We start from the raw sequence: 23607 nt of genomic DNA on the forward strand, positions 1-23607 counted from the left end.
TGGCGTTGCTCACCTCCCGACTCACCCCGGCGCTCCTCGCCCTGACTCTCGGCAGCGCCCTCGCCGCCCCCGCGTTCGCGGGCCCCCTCGAAAATCGGCTCTCGGTCCTGCGCGAGCGCCATGCGAAGATCGAGAGCCGCCTTTCCTTCGCCAGGAGCCGCATGCTCGACGTCCCGGCGGAGCGCGCCGAGGTGGACCTCGCGGTGGGCAAGATGGCCCTGGACACCGCCGGGCTCCTGCTCGAGATGCGCGAGGACCCCAAGCGGGTGCAGGGGTGGCTGGACAAGGCCGGCGAACGCCTGGACGCCTCGTACCTCGGGACCCTTCCCTCGCGCGGCGTCGAGGCCCGGGGCCTCTTCATCGACATGTCGTCGCTGCCCAGGACCAGAGAGGGCATCCGCGAGCTGGTCGGGCGCCTGTCGCGCGCCAACTTCAACATGATCATCCCCGAGGTGTTCCGGCGCGGCTACACCCTCTACCCCAGCCGCTTCACCGACAAGGACCCCGAGTTCGCCGGGCTCGACTTCGACCCCTTCCGGACGCTCGTGAGCGAGGCGCACCAGGCCGGCATCGAGGTCCATCCCTGGATCTGGACCTTCCGCGTCAAGAGCCCCGGCTTCGGCGACCCGGTGCTCTCGCGCCTGCCGGCGCTCGCCGCCCGCAGCGCCAGGACGACCGAGCCGCGCTTCCTCTCGCCCGCCGATCCGCGCGCGCGCGAGTGGGTCTTCGGCCTGGTGGACGAGCTGATCGACCGCTACGACGTGGACGGGCTGTTGCTCGACTACATCCGCTACGACGAGGAGACCCCCGACGACTGGATCAGCCAGACCACCTTCGGGCTCGAGCACTACGCCCGGCACGGCGTCTTTCCCCCCTCGCCCATCAAGCCCAACACCCCCGCCTGGATCGAGTACCAGCTCTGGCGCGAGCAGCAGGTCAACCTGACGGTCCAGACCATCGCCCAGCGCCTCAAGCTCAAGAATCCCGACCTGCAGCTCTCGGTCTCGACCTTCCGCGGCGAGCGCTACGGCCGCCTCAACAAGATGCAGCACTGGCGCCACTGGTCCAACAACGGCTGGACCGACTTCGTCACGTCGATGCTCTACACCGCGAAGACCTCGGACCTCGGCACCTGGCTCAACTGGGAGACGGACGCCGGCAGCCGGACCAACTTGCTGTACGCCATCCTGGGCCCGCACCGCATGACCGATCCCATCCCGCAGACCCTCGAGCAGATCGAGTTCCTGAACCAGCGGCAAGCGCCCGCCGTGCTGTTCTTCGCCCTCTCCCACCTCAAGCCCGGCACCCTCGAGGCCCTGGCGGCGGGCCCGTTCCGCAGGCCAGCCATGAACCCCGGCCGCAGGCTCATCCCCGCCGCGCGCCGGGTGCTCTCCGAGCTGGACAACGCCTACCTCGGCCCGGTCCAGGCCGGAGCCGACGAAGGCACGGCGGCGAGCGTCGCGGTCCTGCGCGGCGAGCTGAAGAAGATCCAGCGATCGCTTCCTCTCACGGCGACGCCGTACCACCAGAACGCCGCGCTGGTGAAGCGCCTGGAGGCGGTAGAGGCCCTCGCCCGCCAGATGGCCCAGCAGCGCGTCCTGAGCGCCCCGGTGAGCGACGAGATCACCCACCGCCTGGGCTACGCCACGGTGCTGGTCCAGGCGAACGCCCAGCGCCTGGGGGCCACCCGCTCGGTGCCCTCGAGCCAGCCGCCCGCGAGCCCCCCCCTGATCGAGGCGCCCGAGCAGCGCGATTGATGATCGAACCGAGGAGGCCACCCATGCTTCGATTGACCACGCATCCCACGCTCCAGCCGGCCCGCGCGGTCGTCTTCGACAAGGACGGGGTGCTCGTCGACTTCGCCCCGTTCTGGCGCGCCGTGGTGCGCGCGCGGATCGACGCCCTCTTGGGCCTCGCGGGGCTGGGCGAGGCGGAAAGGGGCCTGCTCACCGAGCTCTTCGGCATCCGAGAAGGCCGGATCGACCCTACGGGGCCGCTGGCCATGGGGGCCCGCGTCGAGGCCCTGACGCTCTCGGCGGGCTTCCTGTATTCGCGCGGCTTCGACTGGCTCGAGGCGCGAAGCCTCTCGGAAAGCGCCTTCCAGGCGGGGGAGGATGGGGTGTCGCCGGCCGACCACGTCCAGGCGCCGGGCCCCATCCGCCCCGCCCTCGAGAAGCTCGTGGCACGGGGGGCCAAGCTCGCCGTCGCCACCTCCGACACGACCGCCAACGCCCGGCGCGACCTTGCGCTGCTCGGGATCTCCCACTGCTTCTCGGCGGTCTTCGGCGCGGACGCGGTCGCGCGCAACAAGCCCCACCCGGACATGCTGCATGCGGCCTGCGACGCGCTCGGCGTGGAGCCGCACGAGACCTGGATGGTCGGCGACGGCCTCAACGACATGCGCATGGCGCGTCATGCGCGCGCGGCCGGCGCGATCGCCGTGGCCTCCGGCATCACGCCGGCCGCCTGGCTCGCGCCCGAAGCGGACTGCGTCCTCTCGGGGGTCTGGGAGCTCGAAACCCTGCTCGTGCCCGGCGAGGGCTAGAGCAGGGTTTCGAGCGTCAGGCCGGGGCTAAGCGCATCCAGCAAGACCAGGCATGTGATGAATGGTTTTTCCGGACCCTCTAGGCCTTCTCGGCATGCTTGACGATGAGCACCGAGCACGGCGCATGGGAGGCCACCCGCGACGAAACGCTGCCCAGGAAGAAGCGCGCCAGGCCGGTACGGCCGTGGGAGCCGACCACGATCAGGTCGGCCTTGAGCTGCTCGGCCGCATCCAGGATCACCGACGCGGGGTCGCCCTCTGCCACCTTCGGGGCGACCTTGAAGCCCTGCGCCTCGAGGATCCGCGCCCCCTCCTCGGCGAAGCCCTTCGCCTCGTCGTGCATCTGGACGCCCAGCTGGGCATAATCGACGTAAGGGGGGCCCATCATTCCGAAGCCCCCGCCGCCGGGGCTGGGGTAGGCTGCGAGGAGGACCACCTCGGTGCCCTCGCGTGGGAGCAAGTTACCGAGACGTCGCAGGGCCTCGAGCGAGAAAGGGGAGCCGTCGGTGGTGGTGAGCACCTTCATTGATAGCCTCCTGCTAGCATGCTTGTACGAGCGCCAGCATAACATGACGCCAAGCGACCCATCGCGTAAGATGGCGTCACCCAGAAGCAACAGGGAGTCGAACCAACCATGAACTCCGATTCCGTCTTCATGCAGCGGGCCATCGAGCTGGCGCTTCAAGGGCGCGGCTGGACCAGCCCCCACCCCATGGCCGGCGCCGTCGTCACCCAGGGCGACCAGATCGTCGGCGAAGGCTTCTACCTCCAGGCGGGCCAGCCCCATGCCGAGCGCTGCGCGCTGGACGCGGCGGGCGAGGCGGCCAGGGGCGGCACCCTCTACACGACCATCGAGCCGTGCCACCACGCGGGCCGAGAGTCGCCCTGCGTCGAGCGAATCCTCGAGGCGGGGCTCTCGCGGGTCGTGATCGCCCACGAGGACGGCATCCCCGCCACCGCGGGCCGCGGCATCCGCGCGCTCGAGGAGGCCGGCCTCGAGGTCACGGTCGGCGTCGAGCGCGAGGCGGCCCGGCGCCTCAACGAGGTCTTCTTCAAGTACAGCGCGACCCGGCGCCCGTTCGTCGCCCTGCGCAGCGCGATGAGCCTCGACGGCAAGATCGCGACCGCCGTCGGCGAGCGTGACTACATCGGCGGGCACGAGGCCCGGGCGCACCTGCACCAGCTGCGCGGGACCTACGACGCGGTGCTCGTCGGCGTCACCACCCTGATCCAGGACGACCCGGACATCCATTGCATGCTGCCCCGCTCGCGCACCCCCCTGCGGGTCGTCGTCGACTCGCTGGCGCGCACGCCCCTGAGCTGCAAGATGCTGAGCAAGCAGCAAGGAACGGGGCGCCTTCGCCCCAGCACCCTGGTGGCAGTCACCCGGTACGCCCCCGAGGATCGCATCCGGGCCCTCCAGGCCCTGGGCGCCGAGATCCTCGTCTGCCCCGAGATTTCAAGCGGCCTCGAGTCCCACGTGGACCTCAACAAGCTGATGCAGATCCTCAGCCGGCGCGGCATCACGAGCGTGCTGGTCGAGGGCGGCGGCAACCTCAACGCCGCGGCCCTCCACGCCGGCATCGTGGACAAGCTCTACTGCACCATCGCCCCCATGATCATCGGCGGCCAGTCGGCGCTGACCCCGGTCGAGGGGCTCGGGGTCTCCCTGGTCGAGGAGGCGCTGCCCCTCTACGACATGCGCAGCCGATCCATGGGGAGCGACCTGCTCATCGAGGCCTATCTGCACGAGGTCTAGCCCTTCGGTCCCGCCCTTCGTCAGGCCCCGCGCCGCGCCCCCCGATCTCGGGGGGCGCATGTTTTCGAGGGGATGTGGTTAAGGTTTGGTTAAATAATTACTTAAGGGCAGTTTAAGGGTTGCTTATGCCAATGTGAAGTGGTACATTAACCCCAAGTTAATCTTGAATTAACTCTCGACCGCGATTCCGTCCACCCCCCCTGCTAAGGAGAAGTCGATGACGCTCATTCGCAAGCCTGTTGCCCTCGCCTCGGTCCTCGCCGCCATGACCGCCCTGTCGCTCACCGGCTGCGGCATGAGCACCGGCGCCGCCATCGGCAACACCGGCTCGAACGCGGCGATCAACGCCGAATCGGTCCCCAGCCAGGTCCTCGTCAAGTTCAAGACCGGCGCTCAGTCGCTCGGCCTCACCCGCGACCTCGGCGCCAAGACCGTCCGCTCCAACAGCAAGATCGGCATGCAGCTGATCACGGTGAAGGGTGACGTCGCCACCGCCATCTCGAAGCTGAAGGCTTCCGGCATGGTCGAGTACGCCGAGCCCAACTACGTCGTCCGCGCTTCGGACTACACCGTCCAGGCCGAGGTCAACGACCCCATGGCCAAGGACCAGTACACCCTCGACAAGGTGCAGGCCCGCCAGGCCTGGGACCTCTCGATGGGCTCGTCGAAGACGGTGCTCGCCATCGTCGACACGGGCGTCGACCACACCCACCCCGACCTCGCCGGCCGCGTCCTCAAGGGCCACGACTTCGTGAACAACGACGACGACGCGATGGACGATCAGGGCCACGGCACCCACTGCGCCGGTATCGCCGCGGCCTCGGCCAACAACAGCGTGGGCATCGCCGGTATCGCCCCCAAGGTGACCATCCTCGCGGTCAAGGTCCTCTCGAAGTCGGGCAGCGGCTCGTATGAGGGCGTCGCCCAGGGCATCGTCTACGCCGCCGACCAGGGCGCGCAGGTCATCTCGATGAGCCTCGGCGGTCCCACCTCGTCCCAGGCGGTCGAGGATGCGGTCAAGTACGCGATGAGCAAGGGCACCGTCGTGGTCGCCGCGATGGGCAACGACGGCCGTGAGACCAAGAGCTATCCCGCTGCGATCCCCGGCGTGATCGGCGTCGGCTCGACCGATGCCGCCGACCAGAAGTCGAACTTCTCGAACATGGGCAGCCACATCTCGATCTCGGCCCCCGGCAGCAACATCCTCTCGACCCTCCCGATGGCCGCCAACCCCATCGGCAAGACCCAGTACGGCTCGCTCTCGGGCACCTCGATGGCCTGCCCCGCCGCCGCCGGTCTCGCCGCTCTGGTCCGCGACAAGTACCCCTCGCTCGACATCAACGGCGTCCGCGCCAAGCTCGAGCAGAGCGCCCAGGACCTCGGCACCGCCGGCTTCGACAAGAGCTTCGGCCACGGCCGGATCAACGCCTTCAAGGCCCTCTCGATCTAAACCTCTCGGCCCCTCATTCGACGTCCCCCGGCTCAGCGAGCCGGGGGACGTCTCTTTTGGCATTTAGATTCGAACCGAGCAGGGTACAACTCAGCCTGGTGATGGACTTTTTGTGAGGCGTTCGAGTGCTACTAAAATCTGCAGACAGCAAGGATAATCAGATTGCCGAAATCGAGGCGCGCTCGAAGGCTGCTACGGGCACGCAGCGCGCGAGGCTCGAGCGTGACGTCCGGAACATTCGCGCGGGCATAAAGACCGAAGGCGACGTCGCATACCTCATCAACTTCGACTACCAGAAGAGCCAGAACTGGGTTGTCATCCACGATCTAAGGCTCGAAATCGGCGGCCGAGTGGCCCAGATCGACCACCTGCTCATCAATCGCTTCCTTCATGTTTATGTGCTGGAGACCAAGAGCTTCCACAGCGGCTTCAAGATCGACGAGCACGGCGAGTTCCTTCGCTGGAACAACTTCGACAAGAAGTACGAGGGAATGGCCTCGCCGCTGGAGCAAAACGAGCGGCATGTTTCGGTGCTCAGGGAAGCCTTCAAGACGATCAAGTTACCCACGAAACTCGGCGTCACGCTGGCACCGATCTTCCATTCGTATGTTCTCGTCTCGCCCAACGCGCGGATCGATCGCCCGAAAAGCTTTGACACGAGCAAGGTCATCAAGGCCGACGCACTGAAGACAACCATCGACAAGCACTACGACGGCATGGGAGTCGCCGGTGCGTTCGGCAACCTCGCAAGAGTCATCGGGGAGGGGGTCCTGTACGCGATCGGGCAGCGCCTCGTGGCCCAGCACAAGCCTCTTCACCCCGTGCCCGAAGCAGGAGAGTCTGTAGCCTTTGGGGGGGGATACGCGAATCCGGCAGTTGCCCCCTTGGCGACGATGAGCTCACCTCAAGCGAGTGCTCCGGAAACCGTGATCGAACAGCTCGGGGGACAGCGAACCCTCCCGAACACTTCGCCCTTGAGAGGCAGCGGGCCACTCTCACAGGCGGCAACGATCGCCCCTGAGCTAGCCCCCAGTTGCAAAAACTGCGGCAAGGGCATCGGAAGTATTCTTCACGGCCAGTATGGCTACTATTTCAAGTGTTCGGGTTGCGCCGGAAACACGTCCATGAAGTGGGACTGCGGTAACTCGGGGCATACGCCGCGCGTCCGCAAGGAAGGGCGCAACTTCTACCGCGAGTGCCAAGGCTGCGACACCAGCACTCTTTTTCATACGAACCCCGAGAGTTAGCGTTCGTAGGGGCAAGCGCGAGACGGTGATCCTTCTTGCTTACCGAACCAGGGAAATGAAAGCGTCGCGCAAGCGCATTCCCCATGAAGTGGCGCCAGGAGGCTGCAGCTTTTTTGCCTCGATGCGCCCCACCGGCATCGCCCCCATCAGGGCGTTGGTGAGAAAGATTTCGCGCGCCGTCTCGAGGACGGGCACGCCGAGCGTTGCCTCGCGCACCTCGGCGCCGGCCACCCGCAGCCGCGCGATCGCCCAGGCCCGCCCGACCCCCGCGAGGGGGCCCGCGCTCAGCGGGGGCGTGACGACTTCCCCGTCGGAGAGGACGACAAAGACGTTGCAGGTCGTGGTCTCGACCGCGTAGCCAGCCGGATCCGTCAGCAGTGCATCGTGGTAGCCCTGGGCGCGGGCGCGATCGCGCGCCAGCAGAAAAGGCAGATATCCGAGCGTCTTGAGGCCCGCCAAAGGCGAGGCACCGCCCGGATGTCCAGGCGCAAGACACACGTCGTAAGGCGGATTCGGCAGGGCGTAGGGCTGCGCGGTCGCAAACAGGGTCGAACCCTCGCCGAGCAAGGCAGCACCGCGGGTCAAGGTCAGGCGCACCCGCGCGTCGGGGTGAGCCTCGGCTTCGAGCAGGCGCGCCAGGTCCCGGGTGATGGCTTCGCGATCCCGCCTTACCGGGATTCCGAGGCGCGCGGCCCCTGAAAAGAGCCGATCGAGATGACGTTCGAGAAGGGGCATGCGGCCCTTCACCGCCCGGATCGTCTCGAAGAGGCCGTAGCCGAAGAGCAGGCCCTCGTCCAGGGCCGAGACACGCGCCTCTTGGGCGTCCAGCAGTTCGCCGTTCAGGACGATGCGCATGCGGCCTCGACCCCCAGCGAGCGGAAGAAGGCGGCGGCCTTGTCGAGCGTCTCCTGGTACTCGGCATCGGCGTTTGAGTCCGCCACGATGCCGCCGCCCACCTGGACGTAGACCCTGTCGGGGAAGGCCACCGCCGTTCGGATGGCGATGTTGAGGTCCAGATCCCCGTCCCGCCCGAGATAGCCGATGGCCCCCGTGTACACCCCGCGCCGGGTCGGCTCGAGGCCCTCGAGGATCTCCATGGCGCGGATCTTGGGGGCGCCGGTGATCGAGCCGCCCGGGAAGGTGGCCGCGAGCAGCGATCCCACGCCCTGGCCCGGCGCGAGCCGGCCCTCCACCGTCGAGACCATGTGCCAGACGGTCGGATGGGCCTCCAGGGCGAAGCGCTCGCTCACCTCGACCGAGCCGAGGCGGCAGACCCGACCCAGGTCGTTGCGCTCGAGGTCCACGATCATCAGGTGCTCGGCGCGGTCCTTGACGCTGGCGCGCAGCTCGTCGGCGAGGCGCGCGTCCTCGTCGGGGGTGCGGCCTCTCGGGCGAGTCCCCTTGATGGGGGCCGTCACGACGCGATCGCCGCGCAAGCGCAAGAACCGCTCGGGCGAGACGCTCACGATGGCGGCCTCACCGGCGTTGAGGTAGGCCGCGAAGGGGGCGGGGTTCTGCTCGCACAGCCGCTCGAACCAGGCGTAGGCGTCGCCCTCGACGGGGATCTCGAAGCGCTGCGAGAGGTTGGCCTGGTAGATGTCGCCGGCCGCGATGTGTTCGAGCACCCGCGCGAGCGCCGCGCGGTAGGCCTCGCGCGAGAAGGTCGAGCGGGGCGCCCCCACGGCCCGAGCGCTCGCGGAAGGCGGCGGGGCGCTCAGGTCGCGCAGGCGGCGCTCCCAGTGCTCGCGCTTGGCCGCGATTGCCTCGGAGCCCTCGCCCGGCGCGGGGGCGACGCAAAGGAGGGCGCGGCCTTCGGCCGGAACGGCCACGACCACGTCGTGGAACCCCACGATCATCTCGGGAAGGCCCAGATCGTCGGGGGCGAGGCGGGGGAGGCGCTCGAGTTGCCAGCCGAGGTCGTAGCTCAGGTAGCCCACCGCCCCGCCCCAGAAGGGCGGCGCCCCCTCGCAGGCCGGCAGGCGCCACCGGGTGAGCAGCTCCTGGAGGGCGTCCAGGGGATGCCCGCGCCAGGACCGTTCATCGGCGTCGCGCGCGAGGGTCGTGGTATCGCCTCGGCTGGTCAGGAGCTCCCGGGGCGCAAAGCCGATGAACTGCCAGCCGTCCGGCGCGTCCCCGCTGTCGAGGATGAAGCCGTGGGGCTGGGCGGCGGCGTGGGCGCGAACGCATGAGAGGTCGATGCCAAGGGGCAGTGGCGCGACGGTGGTGGGCATGGGCTCCTGCCCCGTCTCGGGGCGGGGTCGGCTGAGGAAGCAGGCGAGTTCTAGTGTATCACCACCGAGCGCTCAGGGGCCGGCTGGCTCGGGCTGCGTGCCGTGCAGCCCGCGAGCAAGAGAGAAAGGGCGATCGCAAAAAACAGGCGGGTCATGGCGAGTCTCCTCATGGGAACGCGAACGAGAGCCGCGAGCTCACGCGCCGGTCCGCCAGGAGGCTCGCGGTGGCGACCTGGGTGCGCGCGTACGTCCGATTGCCCCGGCTCGCCGTGACCGTGACCGAGACCGTGCTGGTGCCGCCCGCAGGAGCCGCCACGTTGTCCCAGGTGAAGGTCCGGCTTGCCTGGGCCGCCTCCGCCGGCAAGCTCGCCTGGGCGCCGTCGATCGCCGAGAGCTCAGCGCTCAGGCGTTCCGGCTTCAGGCCGCTGCTCGTGCTCACGGCGACCTGGATCTCCCACTGCCCGAGCGGGGTGGAGGCGAGGGTGAGCGCGGGGAGGACGACCCGGGCCGTTTCGTTCGAGACGACGGTGAAGGGGGGCGATGCGACGCTGCCGATCCCGATGGTCGCACCCGCGTCCACGTAGGCCTCCAGGCGCGCGGTGTAAGCGCCGGGGATCAGGTGCAGGGCCTCGAAGGCGAAGCTGGCCCCACCAGACGCGAGCCGCAAGCCCTCGGGCCCGAAGACCCTGGTGTGGCTCACCCCGCTGCCCTGCGGCGCGAGCGTCACCTTGAGGGCCCCGATCTGATCGGCGCGATACTGGATGCTGCGCCCCGCCTCCCAGCGAAGCTGGACGGTCCCGAGCGGCGGAGTCGCCGCCGGATCGCCCGCGCAGCCCGCAAGGGCGGCGAGGATCCCCCCCGCCGCCAGCCTGCGAACCGCGTTCATGGCTAGCGGATCACCACCCCCGGCGCGGGGGTGTCCACGATGGTGACGCTGCCGCTGGCGCCGCCCAGCGGCGTCGCGGCGAGGACCAGGTTGGGCAGGCTGACGCCGGTACCGGCGGGCCCCGCGCTCACGCTGAAGGGGGCCGAGACGCTCTGGCCGATGGCCGTCGCGAGGCCCGCGTCGAGGAAGGTCTCGACCTTGGCGGTGTAGCTGAAGCTCGGATGTGCGCCGTCCTTGACCTTGAGGTTATCCACGGTGAAGGAGAAGGTGTTGCCCGCCAGATGGCTTGCGAGCGCCGGACCGGTGAAGCTCGCCTGGGCGATCTGAGTGGCGTCGGCCCCCTCGGTGATCGTCACGCGAACCGCCTGGATGTCGCCCGCGAGGTACTGGACGCTTCGTCCCTCCTGGGCTGCGAACGAGAGGCGCGCGCTGCCGTAGAGGGGATGGGCCTCGGGTGAGAGCGATCCGCAGGCCGTCACCGAAACGAGCGCCAGAGCCAGCGCCCCAAACCGTATCTTCACCGTCGCATATTTCCTTTCAAGCAGCCTCAAGCAAGCACCCTGACCGCCGTATCGGCTGTGGTAAGATTAGGATTCGGCTTTGAACGGGGCTTTAATCCCGTATTACAGGTTTTAAAACTTTCGGCCCGGGTTTTTCTGGTGGAATTTCGCACCCCTACGAGGAGAGGCAGGCGATGGTGGCGAGCAGCAAGGCGCGAATCCTCATCGTCGAAGATTCGCCCGAGATAGCCGCTCTGCTGAACGCGCGCCTCGAAGCGGAGGGCTTCGAGGTCCGGATCGAGAGGGAAGGGATTGCCGGCCTCTCGGCGGCCCGGAGCGCCCAGCCGGACCTCATCATCCTCGACCGCGCCCTGCCGGGGCTCGACGGCATCGAGATCTGCCGGCGCGTGCGCCAGGGGTCCGACGTCCCCATCCTGATGCTGACCGCCCACGGCGAGACCCCGGCGCGGATCGAGGGGCTCAACAGCGGCGCGAGCGACTACGTGCCCAAGCCGTTCGACCTCGACGAGCTCGTGGCGCGCGTGAACGCTCAGCTCCGCCTGAGGCGCCCCCGGGCACGCACCCGCTTCGAGGTGGGCGACCTCAGCCTCGACCTCGACACGCGAGAGGTGACGCGCGGCGGCGCGCCCATCACCCTGACGCCCAAGGAGTTCGATCTCCTCAGCTGCCTGATCCAGCAGCCCTACAAGGTCCTGCACCGCGAGCGGATCATCGAGTCGGTCTGGGGCTACGACTTCGACGGCGAGGCCAACATCCTCGAGGTCTACGTCAGCCACCTGCGCCAGAAGATCGAGCGATCTGGAGCCCCGAAGCTGCTGCACACGGTCCGCGGGATCGGCTACGTCCTCAAAGAGGCCTGAGCTTTTGGACGCTCTTAGCGGCTCTGCTTCCAGCGCACCAGGATCGACTCCCGCTGGAAGAGGCGCACCGCGACCGCGAGGGCCGCAAGCCCCGCCGCGAGCACGAAGCCGAAGGCCCCGATCACGGCCGAGTGGCCGAAGGATAGCCCGCCGCCCACCTGCGAGACGAAGAGCACCACCAGCGGTATGACGAGCGTCCCGCCGATCTGGTTGGCCGTGCGCACGTCGTTGACCCGCGACGAGACGACCACGAGCAGCATGACGGTGAAGAAGGTCAAGGCCGGCGCCAGGAGGAGCATCCCCGTGAGCCAGAGCGGCGAGAGAAGGGTGGCCGCCAGGACCCTCGGGGTCGTGAGCGCGTAGCCCGCCGCGAGCGTCAGCAGCCACGGCACCCAGACCAGCAGCACCCCGGGCAAAGCCGCCGCGAGGGCCTTGCCCAGGAGCAGCTCGGCGGTGCCGAGCGGGGTGGCGAGCAGGGGCTCCAGCGTCCCCTCCTCCTTCTCGCCGACGATGGAGTAGGCCGCGAGCGTGCTCGGGATCGTCACCGGGAAGATCAGCCACATCAGGAAGAAGGGGGAAAGGGCCGCGTACTGCGCGAGCTCGACCGGGCTCGCCCCCGCCAGCGAGGCCGGGCGCAAGCGCAGGGGCGGCATCTGGGAAGCAGCGCCATCCATGCCCGCCGCGTACAGCGCGAGCACCGAAAGCAAGGTCAGGATCGCGAGTGGCACCCCCATGGTGCCGATCAGGCCGGGCCGCCGCAGGACGTCCCGCAGCTCCTTCTCGCAGACCACCATCCAGCTAAGCGCGTTCAACGAAACTGTTCCTCATAGCCGCCTACGGCGGCACTTCGCAACACATGCCTGGTTTTGTTGGATGCGCTAGTCAAGGCGCAGACTCCCCGTCAACGAAAGGTACACTTGCTCGAGGCTGGCCTTCTCCTCGCGGACGAACAGCACCTCGCCGCCCGCCTCGACCACGGCCCGGACCAGCGTCGGGTTCTGTCGGACGGGATCCGAGACCGAGACCACGAGCGAGCGCTCGCGCCACTGGACCCCCTGCACGAAGGGCAGCTCCGCCACCCGGCGCAGCAAGACGTCCTCGCGGCGCGCAAGCTCCAGCACCGTCTTGGTGCCGAAGCGGTTGCGGCGCAGGCTCTCGGGGGTGTCCACCGCGATGAGCTTGCGCTTGAAGACGCCCACCCGGTCGCACAGGCGCTCGGCCTCGTCCAGGTGGTGGGTGCAGAGGAAGACCGTCCGCCCCTGGGCCTTGAGACCCACGATGAAGTCCAGCACCAGGCGCGCGGCCTCGGGATCGAGGCCAGAGGTGGGCTCGTCCAGAAAGACCAGGTCGGGGTCGTGGATCAGGGCGCGGGCGATCGCGATCTTCTGGCGCATGCCCTTGGAGAAGCTGCCCACCGGATCGTGGCGGCGCTCGTAGAGGCCGAGCACCTGGAGGTAGTGGCGGATGGCCGACTCCGCCTCCTGGACCCCGTACAGCCGCGCGAAGAAGCGAAGGTTTGCCTCGGCGGAGAGCCTGCGGTACAGGCCCGGGGTCTCGGTCAAGAGCCCGATGCGGCGGCGGATGGCCTGCCCCTCGGTCCTGACGTCGTGCCCGACCACCGTGGCCGTGCCCCCGGAGGGGGCGATGAGGCCCGCGAGCATCCGCATGACGGTCGTCTTGCCCGCGCCGTTGGGCCCCAGAAAGCCGAAGACCTCGCCCGGCGCCACGGACAGCGTCAGGTCCTCGACGGCGATGAAGCTTCCGAACTGGCGCGAAAGGTGGCGGGTCTCGATCATGCTTGACAGCGTAACGCGCGCCACGGACCGTGGCAAGGGTGAGAGGCAAGCCAGCGAGCGGGTATAAGCCTCTTGGAGGCATTCATGGACTGGCGCCGACTGGGGCCGAGCGCGGCGATCGCCCTTGCCGTGCTGTGCGCCTGCACCCCCACCGCTCCCCCCGCCGTCAGCGGCTTCGACAGCGCCCCGGTGAGGGGGACCGTCGTGCTGCCGGCCCAGACCGGCGCGAGCACCTACCGGGCCCAGGAGCTGGCTCCACTGGCCGAGCAACCGGGAAGCGGGATCAAGCTCCGCCTGCTCTCGCGCCAAGGAGCGGCCGTCCCGGCCCTGCCGGAGGTCCTCACGGACAGCGGCGGCCGCTTCGCCTTCTACACGACCATCCCGGACGGGACCTACCTGGCCGAGGCCGCCTCTGGCACGCCCCGCCGCGTCCGCACCTTCGTCCGGGTCAGGGGCGGCAAGTCGCTCACCACCCTGAGCGCGGCGAGCACCATGCTCGCCCAGCGCCTCGGGCGCGAGGGGCTCACCCTCGCCCAGCTCGACCAGGGCCGCTTCGACGAGATCGCCGCCCAGGCGCGCGGCATGATGACGAATGCCGACCTGCCCGACCTTTCCTCGGACGAGGCGATCGCCAGGGGCGTGGACGCCTACCTCGAGGGCCACCTCGTCATCAAGCAGCGCCTCGAGGGCCTGATCGCGGACATGAGGGCCCTGGAGGGCTCGACCCCAGTCCCCACCGCCACCCCCGGCACCTCCGCTCCGACGCCCGATCCCGGCCCCACCTTCACCCCCGCGCCCGTCTCCACCGTGGTGCCGACCCCGGCGCCCGTCCCCGAGCCGACGCTCGGTGATCCTGCCGCACCGCTCCAGATCCGAGCGCTGGACGGGGTCCCCTTCTGGCTCACGCACGAGACCCCCGACATCCTCTGGGTGAGCAGCCCGGCTTCCGGCTCGATCACCCGGATGGCGGGCTCAACGACGGGCTGGTTCAAGCGCTATTCCTTCCCGGCTTCCATGCAGGCCTCCTTCATGCCGGGGCAGCTCGCGATCGCTCACCCGGCCGGCGCCCCCGCGACCGTCTGGGTGGCCAACCAGCAGCACGACGGTCGTCACGTCGCCGTCTTCGACGTCAACGGCAACTTCCTCGGCGCCATCGAGGCGGGGCTGCGCCCTGCCGCGGTGGCGACGGACCAGGAGCAGCGCGCCTGGGTCGGGGTGGCGGGCGAGGGCAGCGGCCAGGTCAAGGTCTACGGTCCGACCGGCGGCTTGCTGAAGACCCTGGCGGTGTCGGGACGGCCCTTCAGGATCCAGAGCCACAACGACACCACCTGGATCGCCACCCCGCGCCGGCTCTACCAGGTCTACCACCGGTGGGTCGATGAGCCCGGACAGGCCGGTTCGTACGTTCGGACGCTGGATCTGCCCGGCCTGAGCGGGGAGCTCTACGACCGCGACATCGTGGCCATGGACGTTCTCAGCGTGAATTCGACCGAGGTCTGGCTCGTGCTTCAGAACAAGGACGAGAGCAAGGCGGTGCTGGTGAAGGTCGCCCCGGAGAGCATGATCTTGCAATCAGCTCTCTCCTTCAACACCGGCAAGCCCGTTCACTCGCTGATCATCGACAAGCTGGGGAACAAGTGGGCGGCCACCGAGGACGAGCTCCTCCAGTTCAAGGCCCAGAATCCCCCCTTTTCGGTCCGACCGGGACAGCAGGTCCTGGGCCTCTTCCCCAACCCGCGGAGCTACGCGTTCTGGGGAATCTTCGGCGGGCCGCCGCAGCTCAGCAAGCTCTCGCCCTGAGCGGCGCGGGGTGAAGGGCAGGCAGCCCGGCACCACCCGCCAGGAGCGGGCAGCGCCTCACGGCTCACTCCAGCGCGACGTCGACGATGCCCTTGGCCGTCACGGTGACGACGCACCGCGCCGAACGGGCGCCGTCCTGCGTCGAGGTGGCCACGATCTCGGCGGTGCCGACGCCGCGCGCCGCCATGTAGCCGGCGGAATCCACCTGGGCGACCGTCTGGTCCGTGCTCGCCCAGCTCACGTCGCTGGTGGTCGAGCCGTTGCTCATGGTGACGGTGGCGCTCAGGCGCATGTGGGGGGGCAGGTCGGCAAGCCCGCCCCCGTTCCGGTCGGGGACGTAGAGCGACGCGGTCGTCGCCGAGACGCTCACCCCGCTCACCGTCAGCACGCGCGGCACGATGAGCACCGACGCGGTGGCCGTGATCGAGCCCGAACTCGCCGTCAGGGTCACCAGGCCTCCGGGGGCACCGGGCACGACGCTCACCGTGTTCGCGCCGCCGAGGCTCACCCGACCGGCCGGTGAGGCCTGCCATGTCACGCCGGTTTGGAACTGCTGCCCCGTGCTCATTCGCGCCAGGACGGTGAGCGCCTTGCTCCTGGCGGACGCCGGCGCCGACGGATCGGAGCTGAGCTGGAAGCTGTCCGGTACGAGGATGAGGGCCGCGAGCACGGGGAGCTGGAGCGGCGGCGGGGTCGGATCCGCCCCCTCGTCGCCGGGCGCCTCGTCGCGGCCGGTCGCGCCGCCGTTGCCGCCCACGATCGTCCCGGTGAGGACGGGGGCGTCATCGGAGGTGCAAGCGCCGGCAAGCAGGGCCACGAGCAGGACGCTCGCCCCCAGGAGGCCCCTAGTGGATGTCCACATTCAAGGTCCCCCAGATGGCGTAGTCGGGAATGCCGTAGAGCTGCCCGTTGACCTTCACGGTGATGGGGCCGCTCTCGGCCTCGGGCGGCACCACCGCGTAGAGCGACTGGTGATCGGCCGAGACCCCGGTGACGGTGGCGGTGGCGACGTTGTTGAAGAGGATCACGTTGCGGGCGGTGAGGGTCGCCGAGTCCGCGTCGCTCGCCGCACCGGCGGTGTCGAACAGGATGCCCCGGAGGGTCACCGTGTTGTCCGGCGGGGTGATGCTCGCCGTCGCGGGCTCGATGGAAAGGACGCTGCCCCCGCCGGTCGAGCGCATGTAGATGCGCTCGCTGGGCGGTCCCGGATCGTAGGCGATGCCCGCGACCGGGTCGTTGTCCGCCTTGAGCAGCGAGGTCACGATCCCCCTGGCGACGTTGTAGTCGCTGAGCGAAAGGCCCGTGACGCCATTGAAGGGGAGCGCGAGCGCGCCGATGAGATGCATGGGGTTGACCCTGGCGGGCCCCTTGAGGTTCGCGAGGGCCGAGAGCGCGGTGGTCCCCTCGTCGATGACGACCGGCACGTTGGAGGCCGTGCTCGTGATCGAGGTCCAGCCCTGGCTCGTGTAGGCGAGAATGGTCCGCACGCGCGCCGCGCTCTTGCCCGCCCCGTTGTCGCCCAGGCCCCGCACCGCCTCCAGGTAGTAGGTGCGGTTGACCGTGGGCTTGAACGTGCGGCCGAAGCTGAGGGTGAACTTGCCGACGGCGTCCGTCAGGGTGCTGCCCCGGGTGATGTTGGCGACCGTGTCGATCAGGACGATCGTCGAAGCGCTCGCCACCTCCGTGATGGAGGCCTGGACCGTGTAGGGGGAGAGCTTGTCGGCGGGGTTCAGGTAGGCGCGGCCCGTGATGGGCGGGGTGTCCCCCGCCTCGTCGGGCGCATGGCCCGCGAAGGGCGCGCACGCGAGCATGGCGACCACCGCCGCGGCGATGCCGAGCGCCAGTGACCAACCTCGAATCAGCGGGTGCGTCGTGTTCATCCCTCGCCTCCCTGGATCATCTTTACCCGCGTCCAGGCTCGTCTATAACCCGATCGAATGCTGAGCACCAAGCGCCTCGCGCGCGATGTCGGCGGCTGTACGGGGGGAGTCGGGGATGCCGCGACGCGGCTCAGTACAGGAAGTCGATCGGCTCGGCCACGATCCGGAAGGCCTTCTCGGCCCAGCTCGAGTTCTTCTCGAGCCAGGCGGCGTCGATGGGCATGGCCGCGTTCCAGTCGGGGGTGGCGATGGTGCGGTTGAACTCCGCCACCTTCTGCTTGTCCGCCACGATGTTCACGATCTCGTGGTTGGTGTTGTAGGTGCGGTAGTCGGCGTTGGCCGAGCCGATCGAGAGGATCTCCCCGTCCACGGTCATGCTCTTGAAGTGGCTGAAGCGCTCGACGGGCTTGCCGTTCTCGACCCCGCCCGAGCTGAGCCGCACCTCGACCCCCGCCTTCAGGAGCTGATGGGCGGTCAGCATGTCCATCTGGTAGTTGAGGTCCTTGCCCCCTTCGCCCGCGGCCGGCATCAGGGCCTTGATCGAGAGCGCGGGGGTCTTCTTCTTGGCGGCGATCAGGGCGCGCACCAGCTCGTCGTCGGCGAAGTACGGGCTGATGATGAAGATCTCCTTGCGGGCGCTGGCGATCGCCTTGAGGTGGACCTCCTTGAGGCCCTTGTCGCCCTTGAGCGGATCGGTGATGAAGGTCTGGATGGCCGTGTCGCCGGTCTTGGAGGGGACGGGCTTGGGGTCGGCGGCCGGGACCTTGCCGCCGGTGCGGGCCCAGGCCTTGTAGAACTCCTTCTGGACGCGGGCGGCCTCGTCGCCCTCGACGGTCATCAGGAAGTCGTGGTGGCTGTTGGCCACCGACTTGGGATCGCCCACCTTCTTCTCGAAGGTCGCCTTGAAGTACTCGTCGCCCACGTTGCGGCCGCCGACCAGGTACTTGGCCCCGTCGGCGATGTAGATCTTGCGGTGGGTCAGCGGCAGCATCCCCTCGACCTTCCAGGAGATCAGCTTGGGGTTGTAGAGCTTGGCGTCGACCCCGTTGTCCTGGAGGTACTTGAGGATGTTCCGGTCCTCGGTGCCGTAGTCGCTGTTGATGCCGGTGGAGTCGATCAGGACCTTGGCGTCGAAGGAGCGGCCCTCGCGCTTGGCCTCCTTTACCTTTTCCACGAGGGCCTCGGCCAGCTTGCGGCCGGTCTGGTCGTCGTGCCAGATGAAGGTCTCGATGTGGAAGGAGGTCTTGGCGCCCTTGAGCGCGCTCAGGATCGCCTGGAAGGACTCCTCGGCGCCCACGTGGTAGGTCACCTCGTTGTGGCGGGTGGCGTTGCTCAAGAGGAGCTTGTCGAGCGGCATCTGCGGCGCCTTGGGATCCGCCTTGGCGCGCTGAGCGGCCTTTGGCTGGTCGGCGCCCTTGAGCGAATCGATCAGGTTCTTGCCGTACGAGAGGGCGCGATCCGTGATGTTCGACATGCCGATTCCCCCAAGCGCGATGAATTGCCGTATCGAAGTTATCGGACGAGCGAGCTGAAACTTGCCTGTGGAGCGGATGGAAGGCCGACGCCGCTCAGCGGCCCTTGCCGGGTCTTGCGGGCCGCACCGCCAGGAGCAGGGCCTCGGCGGCCTTCGCGATCTCCTGCGGGGGCTGCTCGGCGATGCAGCGCGCCAGGACGTCGGCGGCCTCCAGGGTGTCGCCGCGGGTCCGCAGCGCGAGGGCCAGGTGATACAGCAGCGGGCCGCGCTCGTCCGCGAGGCGGCCGGACGCCTCGCGCAGCAGATCGATGGCGGCGTTTGGCTGGAAGGTGCGCTGCAGGACCCGCGCGAGCGCGATGTAGGCGTCCGCGTGCGCGGGCATCAGCTCGATCGCCGCGCGGTACACCTCGATGGCGTCGCGCATGCGCGCGGTGCGCTCGAAGATCTCCCCGAGCAAGAGGTACGACGGGCCCCAGCGCTCCTGGGCGAGCACCGCCTGCACCTGCGCCTCGGCCTCGGCCAGGCGCCCCTGCACCAGCCACAGGCAGGCCAGGTTGTGGTGGGCGTGGGTGTAGACGCGCTCGGGCGTCAGCACGATCAGCTTCTCGTAGTGCTCCTCGGCGTCCTCGAGCATGCCCAGCTCGTGCAAGAGCGAGGCCAGGTTGAAGAGCATGTCCGGATCGGTCGGAGCCAGGCGATGGGCGACGCGGAAGGAGCCGAGCGCCTCTTCCAGCCGTTCGGCCGCGTAGCGGGCGCGCCCCAGCTCGAAGTGGGCCCGCGCCCAGTCGGGGTGCTGCTCGACGAGGAAGCCGAGCTGCTCCATGGCCTCGTTCGGCTGGTCCATCTCCTTGTAGGTCAAGGCGAGCGCCATGCAGACGTCGCGGTCCTTGGGCTCCAGGACCCAGGCGCGCTGCAGCATCTTGATGGCCGCCGGGTGGTTCTTGGTGGCGAGGTAGGCCTCGCCCAGGCGACGGTAGGCCTCGATGTGGGAGGTGTTGAGGTGGATGACCTTGAGGTAGCACTCGCTCGCCTGCTCGGGCTGGCCCAGGTGATGAAGGCTCTCGCCCAGCTGGAACCACGCGTCGGCGTTGGCGCTGTCCATGGCGATCGCCTGCTGGAAGCAGTGGTTGGCGTCCTTCCACTCCCCGTGCTCGGCGTGGTCGTAGCCCTGCGCCAGGTAGATCTCGGTGCGGTGCAGCTCCTCTTCCAGGTCCTTGGCGAACGCCTCGGCGGAGAGGTAGCGGAAGTCGGGGTCCTTGCTCAGGCACTTGAGCAGCTTGTCGCCCAGGCTCTTGGGGAGGCGCGGGTTGAGCGCCAGCGAGTCGGTCGGCTCGGCGTAGAGCAGGCGGTGGGCCACGTCGGTCGGGGTCTCGCCCGCGAATGGCAGCTCGCCGGTGAAGGCCTTGAACAGGATGACGCCCGCGGCGAACACGTCCGAGCGCCCGTCCACCGAGGTGGCGTCCAGGAGCTGCTCGGGGGACATGTAGTTGAGGGTGCCGAGCATCATCTTGGCCTGGGTGATGCCGGGAGCGAAGGCGCGGCGCGCCATGCCGAAGTCGGTCAGCTTGAGCTGGCCGGCCGGCGAGATCAGGCAGTTGGCGGGCTTGACGTCACGGTGGACCACCCCCTGCTCGTGGAGGTGCTGGAGGGCGTTGCAGAGCTGGATCCCCCACTCGAGGACCTGGGGGATGGGGCTGCGGCGCCGCTCCTCCATCACCGCGTGCCAGTTTCCGCCCGGCTGGTACTCCATGACCAGGTAGTGGCGATCGCCGTCCATCCCGGAGTCGTAGGCCTTGATGATGTTGGGGTGGTTGAGCTGGAGGTGGATGTCCGCCTCGCGCTTGAAGCGCGCCACCTGCTCGTCGACCGAGAGGCCCGCGTCCTGCTCGATCAGCATCTCCTTGATCGCCAGGAGGCGCTTGGAGCCCGGCGCCTGGGCAATGAGGATCCGGCCCGACGCGGAACGCGCGAGCTCGGCGATGACCTCGTAATCGGCGATGCGATCGGACAGGGCGCTGCCCTCTTAGCTCAGGCGATTGAGGACGGCCTTGGAGACGGCCTTGAGGGTCGCGAAGACCCCCGAGCCCTCGACCGCGACCGCCTCGAACGAGGGCACGCCGCGATCGTTCAGCGCGCTCTCGAGATCCTCGAAGGCGTTGACGTTCGGCAGGTCGCGCTTGTTGTACTGAAGGACGTAGGGCACCGAGTCCAGGGTCAGGCCGTACTCGGCGAGGTTCTCCTCCATGTTGCGGAGGCTCTCGATGTTCTCCTGCATCTTCTCGGTCTGGCTGTCGGCGACGAACACGATGCCGTCCACCCCGTTGAGGATCAGCTTGCGGCTCGCGTTGTACTCCACCTGGCCGGGGACGGTGTACAGGGAGAACTTGGTCTTGAAGCCCTGCACCGAGCCGAGATCAAGCGGCAGGAAGTCGAAGAACAGGGTGCGCTCGGTCTCGGTCGCCAGGCTGATCATCTCGCCGCGGATGCCGGGGGCGAGCTGCTTGAAGATGTACTCGAGGTTGGTGGTCTTGCCGCCCAGGCCGGTGCCGTAGTAGACGATCTTGCAGTTGATTTCGCGGCTGGCGTAGTTGATGAGGGCCATCGACATTCTCTCCTAAAACAAGTCGTTGATCTTGGGCGCCGGCGCCTGCGCGGGCCGCATGGGGGAGGACGCGGGGGTTTGCTGGTACATCGCATGCATTTGCTGGTCGACGGTATCCAGCGACTGCTCGACCTTGTACTTGATGCGGCCCACCGGGATCTGGTTCGGGAAGATGACGGCCAGGATCTCCTGGCTCCTGAGGGCGGCCACGTAGATCGAGTGGGTGGAGCCCTGCTGGAACATCTTGGTGAACTCCGCCTCGCCCAGCAAGGTGGCGATCGCCTTGGTGGAGTTGAAGGAGCCGGTGACCAGCGCCGAGATCGACATGGTGTCGTAGTGGCTGGTCTCGCCCTGGGCCGCGATCATCTGGCCCGACTTGTCGATGAGCAGCGCCGCTCGCGCGCCCGAGTCGAGCACGAGGTTGCCGAGCGAGTTGTTGAGGGCACGGATCCCGTCTTCCGTAAGGACCAGGTGCTTCGAGATGGCCATGAGTGGTGAAGTCCTCCTGCCAGGCGATCTGGCGGCATCGGATGCGCTACGGGGTCCTCAGGGTGACGGGCAACGACAGGGCCTCCCAGCCGCTCAGCTCCTCGGGGCTCGCGCCCGCGAGGGCGTCCGCGAGGACCTTCTCGGTGAAGCCGGGGCCGTGGATCTTGGTGACGTAGGCGAAGGCCTGCTCCAGGAAACCCCGGTACAGGTCGCGCAGCGCGTCGAAGGAGTGGGTCGCGGGGATGCCGTCCTGCACCGCGCCGCTGCGCCAGCGGAGCTCGACGCCCTCGAAGCGGGCCTGCTCGTTCAGGAGGGCTTCGAGGCCCTCGGTCATCTTGAGGCCCGAGATCGACGCGAAGCGCGCGTAGAGCTCCTCGCACAGGCGGCGAAACACGCTGCGCAGCGCCTCGTCGGGCGCGGTCTCGACGATGAGCGCCCCCTCGCGGTGCAGCTCGAGCAGGGCCTGGGCGACCGAGAGCTCGTCGAGCCCCAGCTCGCGCGAGAGATCCGAGAGGGTCCTGCCCTCGGGAGAGCAGAGCTTGGCGCCGAGCTCGACGGCCAGCGAGGAGGGCGAGCCCCCGAGCTCGGGCCGGGCGGAGCGGAAGCGCGCGCGCGGGGTCATGGTCGAGAGCTCGGCGCGCACGGCGCGCCAGCGATCGAGTCGGCGGATCCCCTCCTGGGCGAGCTCGCCGAGCGGCGCCGTCACGTTGGCGATCCCGTCGGGGGGGGCGGCGTCGAAGCTGAACGCCCCCGTGTCCCAGTGGAAGAGAGCGTAGACGGCTTCCTCGCCCGAGAGGTCCTGGACCTGGGCGCCCACGATCCGCCCCTCGGCGCACGAGAGCATCCCGTCACGCCCCTCGCTCGAAAGGCGAAGCGTCCCGGTCGAGGCGTTGAGGCCGATGATCTGGATCAGGTCGCTGAAGCTGAAATCTTGTAGGCTGCCTTCGGCAATCATTGAATCGATCCTTTTGCGCTCCCGGGCTCTTGCCGCCCCCTGGCGGCCCCGGCGACGATCAGGCCCTCGGTGACGATCCGTTCCCCGTTCCCCAAGGGGTAGGGGATGGCGAGCTCCCGGCGGGAGAGCACCGGCCGGCGCTTCGCCAGCGCGGCCTCGATTGCCGCCCCGAGCGTCCCCCGGTAGGCGAGGGCCACCGCGGGGAAGCCTTCCGCCGCGCCGATCAGGCCCTCGACGGCCGCGATGTGAGCGGCCGGGTCCGAGAAGGCGCCGCCGAGCGTTCCCGGCATCAGCAGCGGGGCCGAGAGTGCGGGATCCCCCTGCGTCCATCGCTCGGAAAGCAGCTGAGCCAAGCCGAGGGATCCTATACCCTCCAACGGAGGGACGTAACAGTATAGCAGCTCGCCCGGATATTTAGACAGGGCGGGCTCGGGGCCGAGGCGCTCGGCCGCATGCCGCCCATCGGGGAGGCCCCGGCACTGCTCGCGCATGCGGTTCGCCTGCTCGACGTAGTGACGGAACACGGCCGAGGGGGGCAGTGGCTTGAAGCCCAGCTCCTGTTGGTTCCATGAGAGCCAGTAGCGGATGGCCCAGTAGACGGCGACCACCCCGATGGCGCGCTCCTCGTCGGGGAGCGTCGAGGCCATGAGGTGCTGGTGCCAGATGCCCAGCCAGATGGTCTCTTCCGGGGTGAAGTAGCGGTTGGCCCAGGGGAGGAAGCGCTTGACGACCTCTGGCTCCTTGCGCAGCTTGAGCCACTCGGCCAGGCGCCGATCGCCCAGCGGCTGGGCGCCGCCCGCGACGAAGGCGCGGCTCCACCAGACGCTCGAGGCCAAGGGGTCCAGGGTGGTCACCGACCAGCCCATGCGCTTGAAGGCCCGCGCCTCGGCCCCCCAGCCGCTGAAGAGGCACAGCGCGCTCGTGACGCCCAGGCCCCGGAGCTGCTCGACGGCCCAGGCCGCGGGCGGGCGGCTGGGAGGCGGCAGGGGGCCTTCGAGGGCCGGCAAGGGGGAGGTGGGGGCGGTCACGGAGCGCATGGACCCTCGGAAAGACGGACGCCTGCCATCATAGCACGCGGCCCCGGCGAGCAGGGGGGACGGATCCCCCCCTCG

Annotated in this window: 22 protein-coding genes; 7 read left to right on the forward strand and 15 right to left on the reverse strand. The window is 68.8% G+C overall.

Annotation, left to right across the window (positions count from 1 at the left end; translation table 11 throughout):
• The first annotated feature begins 5 nt into the window (after window positions 1-5).
• Complete coding sequence (locus tag V6D00_09470) at window positions 6-1757, forward strand: family 10 glycosylhydrolase (GenBank protein HEY9899397.1); 1752 nt, start codon at window positions 6-8, stop codon at window positions 1755-1757.
• A 23-nt stretch (window positions 1758-1780) separates the two neighbouring features.
• Window positions 1781-2545: an HAD family hydrolase gene (locus V6D00_09475; GenBank protein HEY9899398.1), complete on the forward strand. Its 765-nt coding sequence runs from the start codon at window positions 1781-1783 to the stop codon at window positions 2543-2545.
• A gap of 79 nt (window positions 2546-2624) precedes the next feature.
• Here the strand turns inward: V6D00_09475 and V6D00_09480 are convergent, their stop codons facing one another.
• Window positions 2625-3071: a universal stress protein gene (locus tag V6D00_09480; protein ID HEY9899399.1), complete on the reverse strand. Its 447-nt coding sequence runs from the start codon at window positions 3069-3071 to the stop codon at window positions 2625-2627.
• Window positions 3072-3179: 108 nt separating this feature from the next.
• Between V6D00_09480 and ribD the strand changes: the two genes are divergently transcribed.
• The 3 genes from ribD to V6D00_09495 all read left to right on the forward strand — a co-directional run bounded on the left by ribD (window position 3180) and on the right by V6D00_09495 (window position 7001).
• Window positions 3180-4304 (forward strand): bifunctional diaminohydroxyphosphoribosylaminopyrimidine deaminase/5-amino-6-(5-phosphoribosylamino)uracil reductase RibD, encoded by a 1125-nt coding sequence (gene ribD, locus V6D00_09485; GenBank protein ID HEY9899400.1) that lies wholly within the window; start codon window positions 3180-3182, stop codon window positions 4302-4304.
• A gap of 217 nt (window positions 4305-4521) precedes the next feature.
• A complete protein-coding gene (locus tag V6D00_09490; protein HEY9899401.1) occupies window positions 4522-5754 on the forward strand; it encodes a S8 family peptidase in 1233 nt (410 codons plus the stop codon).
• A 125-nt stretch (window positions 5755-5879) separates the two neighbouring features.
• On the forward strand, window positions 5880-7001 hold the full coding sequence (locus V6D00_09495) for a nuclease-related domain-containing protein (GenBank protein ID HEY9899402.1): 1122 nt from the start codon (window positions 5880-5882) through the stop codon (window positions 6999-7001).
• A gap of 39 nt (window positions 7002-7040) precedes the next feature.
• Here V6D00_09495 and V6D00_09500 read toward each other — a convergent pair whose 3' ends face one another.
• From V6D00_09500 to V6D00_09515, 4 genes are all read right to left on the reverse strand, one after another.
• Window positions 7041-7856 (reverse strand): aminotransferase class IV, encoded by an 816-nt coding sequence (locus V6D00_09500; protein ID HEY9899403.1) that lies wholly within the window; start codon window positions 7854-7856, stop codon window positions 7041-7043.
• Window positions 7841-9232, reverse strand: a complete 1392-nt coding sequence (gene pabB / locus V6D00_09505; GenBank protein ID HEY9899404.1) for an aminodeoxychorismate synthase component I — start codon at window positions 9230-9232, stop codon at window positions 7841-7843. Before pabB ends, V6D00_09500 begins: the two co-directional genes overlap by 16 nt.
• Window positions 9233-9398: 166 nt before the next feature.
• A complete protein-coding gene (locus tag V6D00_09510) occupies window positions 9399-10118 on the reverse strand; it encodes a hypothetical protein (GenBank protein HEY9899405.1) in 720 nt (239 codons plus the stop codon).
• 2 nt (window positions 10119-10120) lie between these two features.
• Window positions 10121-10639: a hypothetical protein gene (locus V6D00_09515; protein HEY9899406.1), complete on the reverse strand. Its 519-nt coding sequence runs from the start codon at window positions 10637-10639 to the stop codon at window positions 10121-10123.
• A 176-nt stretch (window positions 10640-10815) separates the two neighbouring features.
• On the opposite strand from V6D00_09515, the gene V6D00_09520 reads away from it, so the two are divergent.
• On the forward strand, window positions 10816-11499 hold the full coding sequence (locus V6D00_09520; protein ID HEY9899407.1) for a response regulator transcription factor: 684 nt from the start codon (window positions 10816-10818) through the stop codon (window positions 11497-11499).
• Window positions 11500-11513: 14 nt separating this feature from the next.
• Here the strand turns inward: V6D00_09520 and V6D00_09525 are convergent, their stop codons facing one another.
• Both V6D00_09525 and V6D00_09530 read right to left on the reverse strand, forming a co-directional pair.
• Window positions 11514-12311: an ABC transporter permease subunit gene (locus V6D00_09525; GenBank protein ID HEY9899408.1), complete on the reverse strand. Its 798-nt coding sequence runs from the start codon at window positions 12309-12311 to the stop codon at window positions 11514-11516.
• 66 nt (window positions 12312-12377) lie between these two features.
• Window positions 12378-13295, reverse strand: coding sequence for an ABC transporter ATP-binding protein (locus V6D00_09530; GenBank protein ID HEY9899409.1), 918 nt, complete (start codon window positions 13293-13295; stop codon window positions 12378-12380).
• A gap of 84 nt (window positions 13296-13379) precedes the next feature.
• Between V6D00_09530 and V6D00_09535 the strand changes: the two genes are divergently transcribed.
• Window positions 13380-15095 (forward strand): hypothetical protein, encoded by a 1716-nt coding sequence (locus V6D00_09535; GenBank protein HEY9899410.1) that lies wholly within the window; start codon window positions 13380-13382, stop codon window positions 15093-15095.
• A 64-nt stretch (window positions 15096-15159) separates the two neighbouring features.
• On the opposite strand, the gene V6D00_09540 is transcribed toward V6D00_09535, so the two are convergent.
• The 8 genes from V6D00_09540 to V6D00_09575 all read right to left on the reverse strand — a co-directional run bounded on the left by V6D00_09540 (window position 15160) and on the right by V6D00_09575 (window position 23532).
• Entirely contained in the window at window positions 15160-15957 is a 798-nt protein-coding gene (locus V6D00_09540; protein HEY9899411.1) for an Ig-like domain-containing protein, read from the reverse strand.
• Window positions 15941-16975 carry a hypothetical protein gene (locus tag V6D00_09545; protein ID HEY9899412.1) on the reverse strand — a complete coding sequence of 345 codons (1035 nt, stop codon included), beginning with the start codon at window positions 16973-16975 and terminating at the stop codon, window positions 15941-15943. The genes V6D00_09540 and V6D00_09545 overlap by 17 nt, the downstream gene beginning before the upstream one ends.
• A 130-nt stretch (window positions 16976-17105) precedes the next feature.
• Window positions 17106-18449: a phosphatidylserine/phosphatidylglycerophosphate/cardiolipin synthase family protein gene (locus V6D00_09550; protein HEY9899413.1), complete on the reverse strand. Its 1344-nt coding sequence runs from the start codon at window positions 18447-18449 to the stop codon at window positions 17106-17108.
• Between the two features lie 94 nt (window positions 18450-18543).
• Window positions 18544-20460 carry a protein kinase gene (locus V6D00_09555; GenBank protein HEY9899414.1) on the reverse strand — a complete coding sequence of 639 codons (1917 nt, stop codon included), beginning with the start codon at window positions 20458-20460 and terminating at the stop codon, window positions 18544-18546.
• Between the two features lie 12 nt (window positions 20461-20472).
• Window positions 20473-21051, reverse strand: a complete 579-nt coding sequence (locus V6D00_09560) for a GTPase domain-containing protein (GenBank protein ID HEY9899415.1) — start codon at window positions 21049-21051, stop codon at window positions 20473-20475.
• Between the two features lie 12 nt (window positions 21052-21063).
• Window positions 21064-21540: a roadblock/LC7 domain-containing protein gene (locus V6D00_09565; protein ID HEY9899416.1), complete on the reverse strand. Its 477-nt coding sequence runs from the start codon at window positions 21538-21540 to the stop codon at window positions 21064-21066.
• 46 nt (window positions 21541-21586) lie between these two features.
• A complete protein-coding gene (locus tag V6D00_09570) occupies window positions 21587-22495 on the reverse strand; it encodes a DUF4388 domain-containing protein (protein ID HEY9899417.1) in 909 nt (302 codons plus the stop codon).
• Window positions 22492-23532, reverse strand: coding sequence for a hypothetical protein (locus V6D00_09575; protein HEY9899418.1), 1041 nt, complete (start codon window positions 23530-23532; stop codon window positions 22492-22494). The genes V6D00_09570 and V6D00_09575 overlap by 4 nt, the downstream gene beginning before the upstream one ends.
• Window positions 23533-23607 lie beyond the last annotated feature (75 nt).

The organism is Pantanalinema sp., assembly GCA_036704125.1.
Taxonomy (GTDB): domain Bacteria; phylum Cyanobacteriota; class Sericytochromatia; order S15B-MN24; family UBA4093; genus JAGIBK01.

Coding starts and splice junctions, on each gene's coding strand:
- V6D00_09475 (HEY9899398.1), top strand. CDS start 1,781: ATGCTTCGATTGACCACGCATCCCACGCTCCAGCCGGCCCGCGCGGTC.
- V6D00_09480 (HEY9899399.1), bottom strand. CDS start 3,071: ATGAAGGTGCTCACCACCACCGACGGCTCCCCTTTCTCGCTCGAGGCC.
- ribD (HEY9899400.1), top strand. CDS start 3,180: ATGAACTCCGATTCCGTCTTCATGCAGCGGGCCATCGAGCTGGCGCTT.
- V6D00_09490 (HEY9899401.1), top strand. CDS start 4,522: ATGACGCTCATTCGCAAGCCTGTTGCCCTCGCCTCGGTCCTCGCCGCC.
- V6D00_09500 (HEY9899403.1), bottom strand. CDS start 7,856: ATGCGCATCGTCCTGAACGGCGAACTGCTGGACGCCCAAGAGGCGCGT.
- pabB (HEY9899404.1), bottom strand. CDS start 9,232: ATGCCCACCACCGTCGCGCCACTGCCCCTTGGCATCGACCTCTCATGC.
- V6D00_09510 (HEY9899405.1), bottom strand. CDS start 10,118: ATGAACGCGGTTCGCAGGCTGGCGGCGGGGGGGATCCTCGCCGCCCTT.
- V6D00_09530 (HEY9899409.1), bottom strand. CDS start 13,295: ATGATCGAGACCCGCCACCTTTCGCGCCAGTTCGGAAGCTTCATCGCC.
- V6D00_09535 (HEY9899410.1), top strand. CDS start 13,380: ATGGACTGGCGCCGACTGGGGCCGAGCGCGGCGATCGCCCTTGCCGTG.
- V6D00_09540 (HEY9899411.1), bottom strand. CDS start 15,957: ATGTGGACATCCACTAGGGGCCTCCTGGGGGCGAGCGTCCTGCTCGTG.
- V6D00_09545 (HEY9899412.1), bottom strand. CDS start 16,975: ATGAACACGACGCACCCGCTGATTCGAGGTTGGTCACTGGCGCTCGGC.
- V6D00_09550 (HEY9899413.1), bottom strand. CDS start 18,449: ATGTCGAACATCACGGATCGCGCCCTCTCGTACGGCAAGAACCTGATC.
- V6D00_09560 (HEY9899415.1), bottom strand. CDS start 21,051: ATGGCCCTCATCAACTACGCCAGCCGCGAAATCAACTGCAAGATCGTC.
- V6D00_09565 (HEY9899416.1), bottom strand. CDS start 21,540: ATGGCCATCTCGAAGCACCTGGTCCTTACGGAAGACGGGATCCGTGCC.
- V6D00_09570 (HEY9899417.1), bottom strand. CDS start 22,495: ATGATTGCCGAAGGCAGCCTACAAGATTTCAGCTTCAGCGACCTGATC.
- V6D00_09575 (HEY9899418.1), bottom strand. CDS start 23,532: ATGCGCTCCGTGACCGCCCCCACCTCCCCCTTGCCGGCCCTCGAAGGC.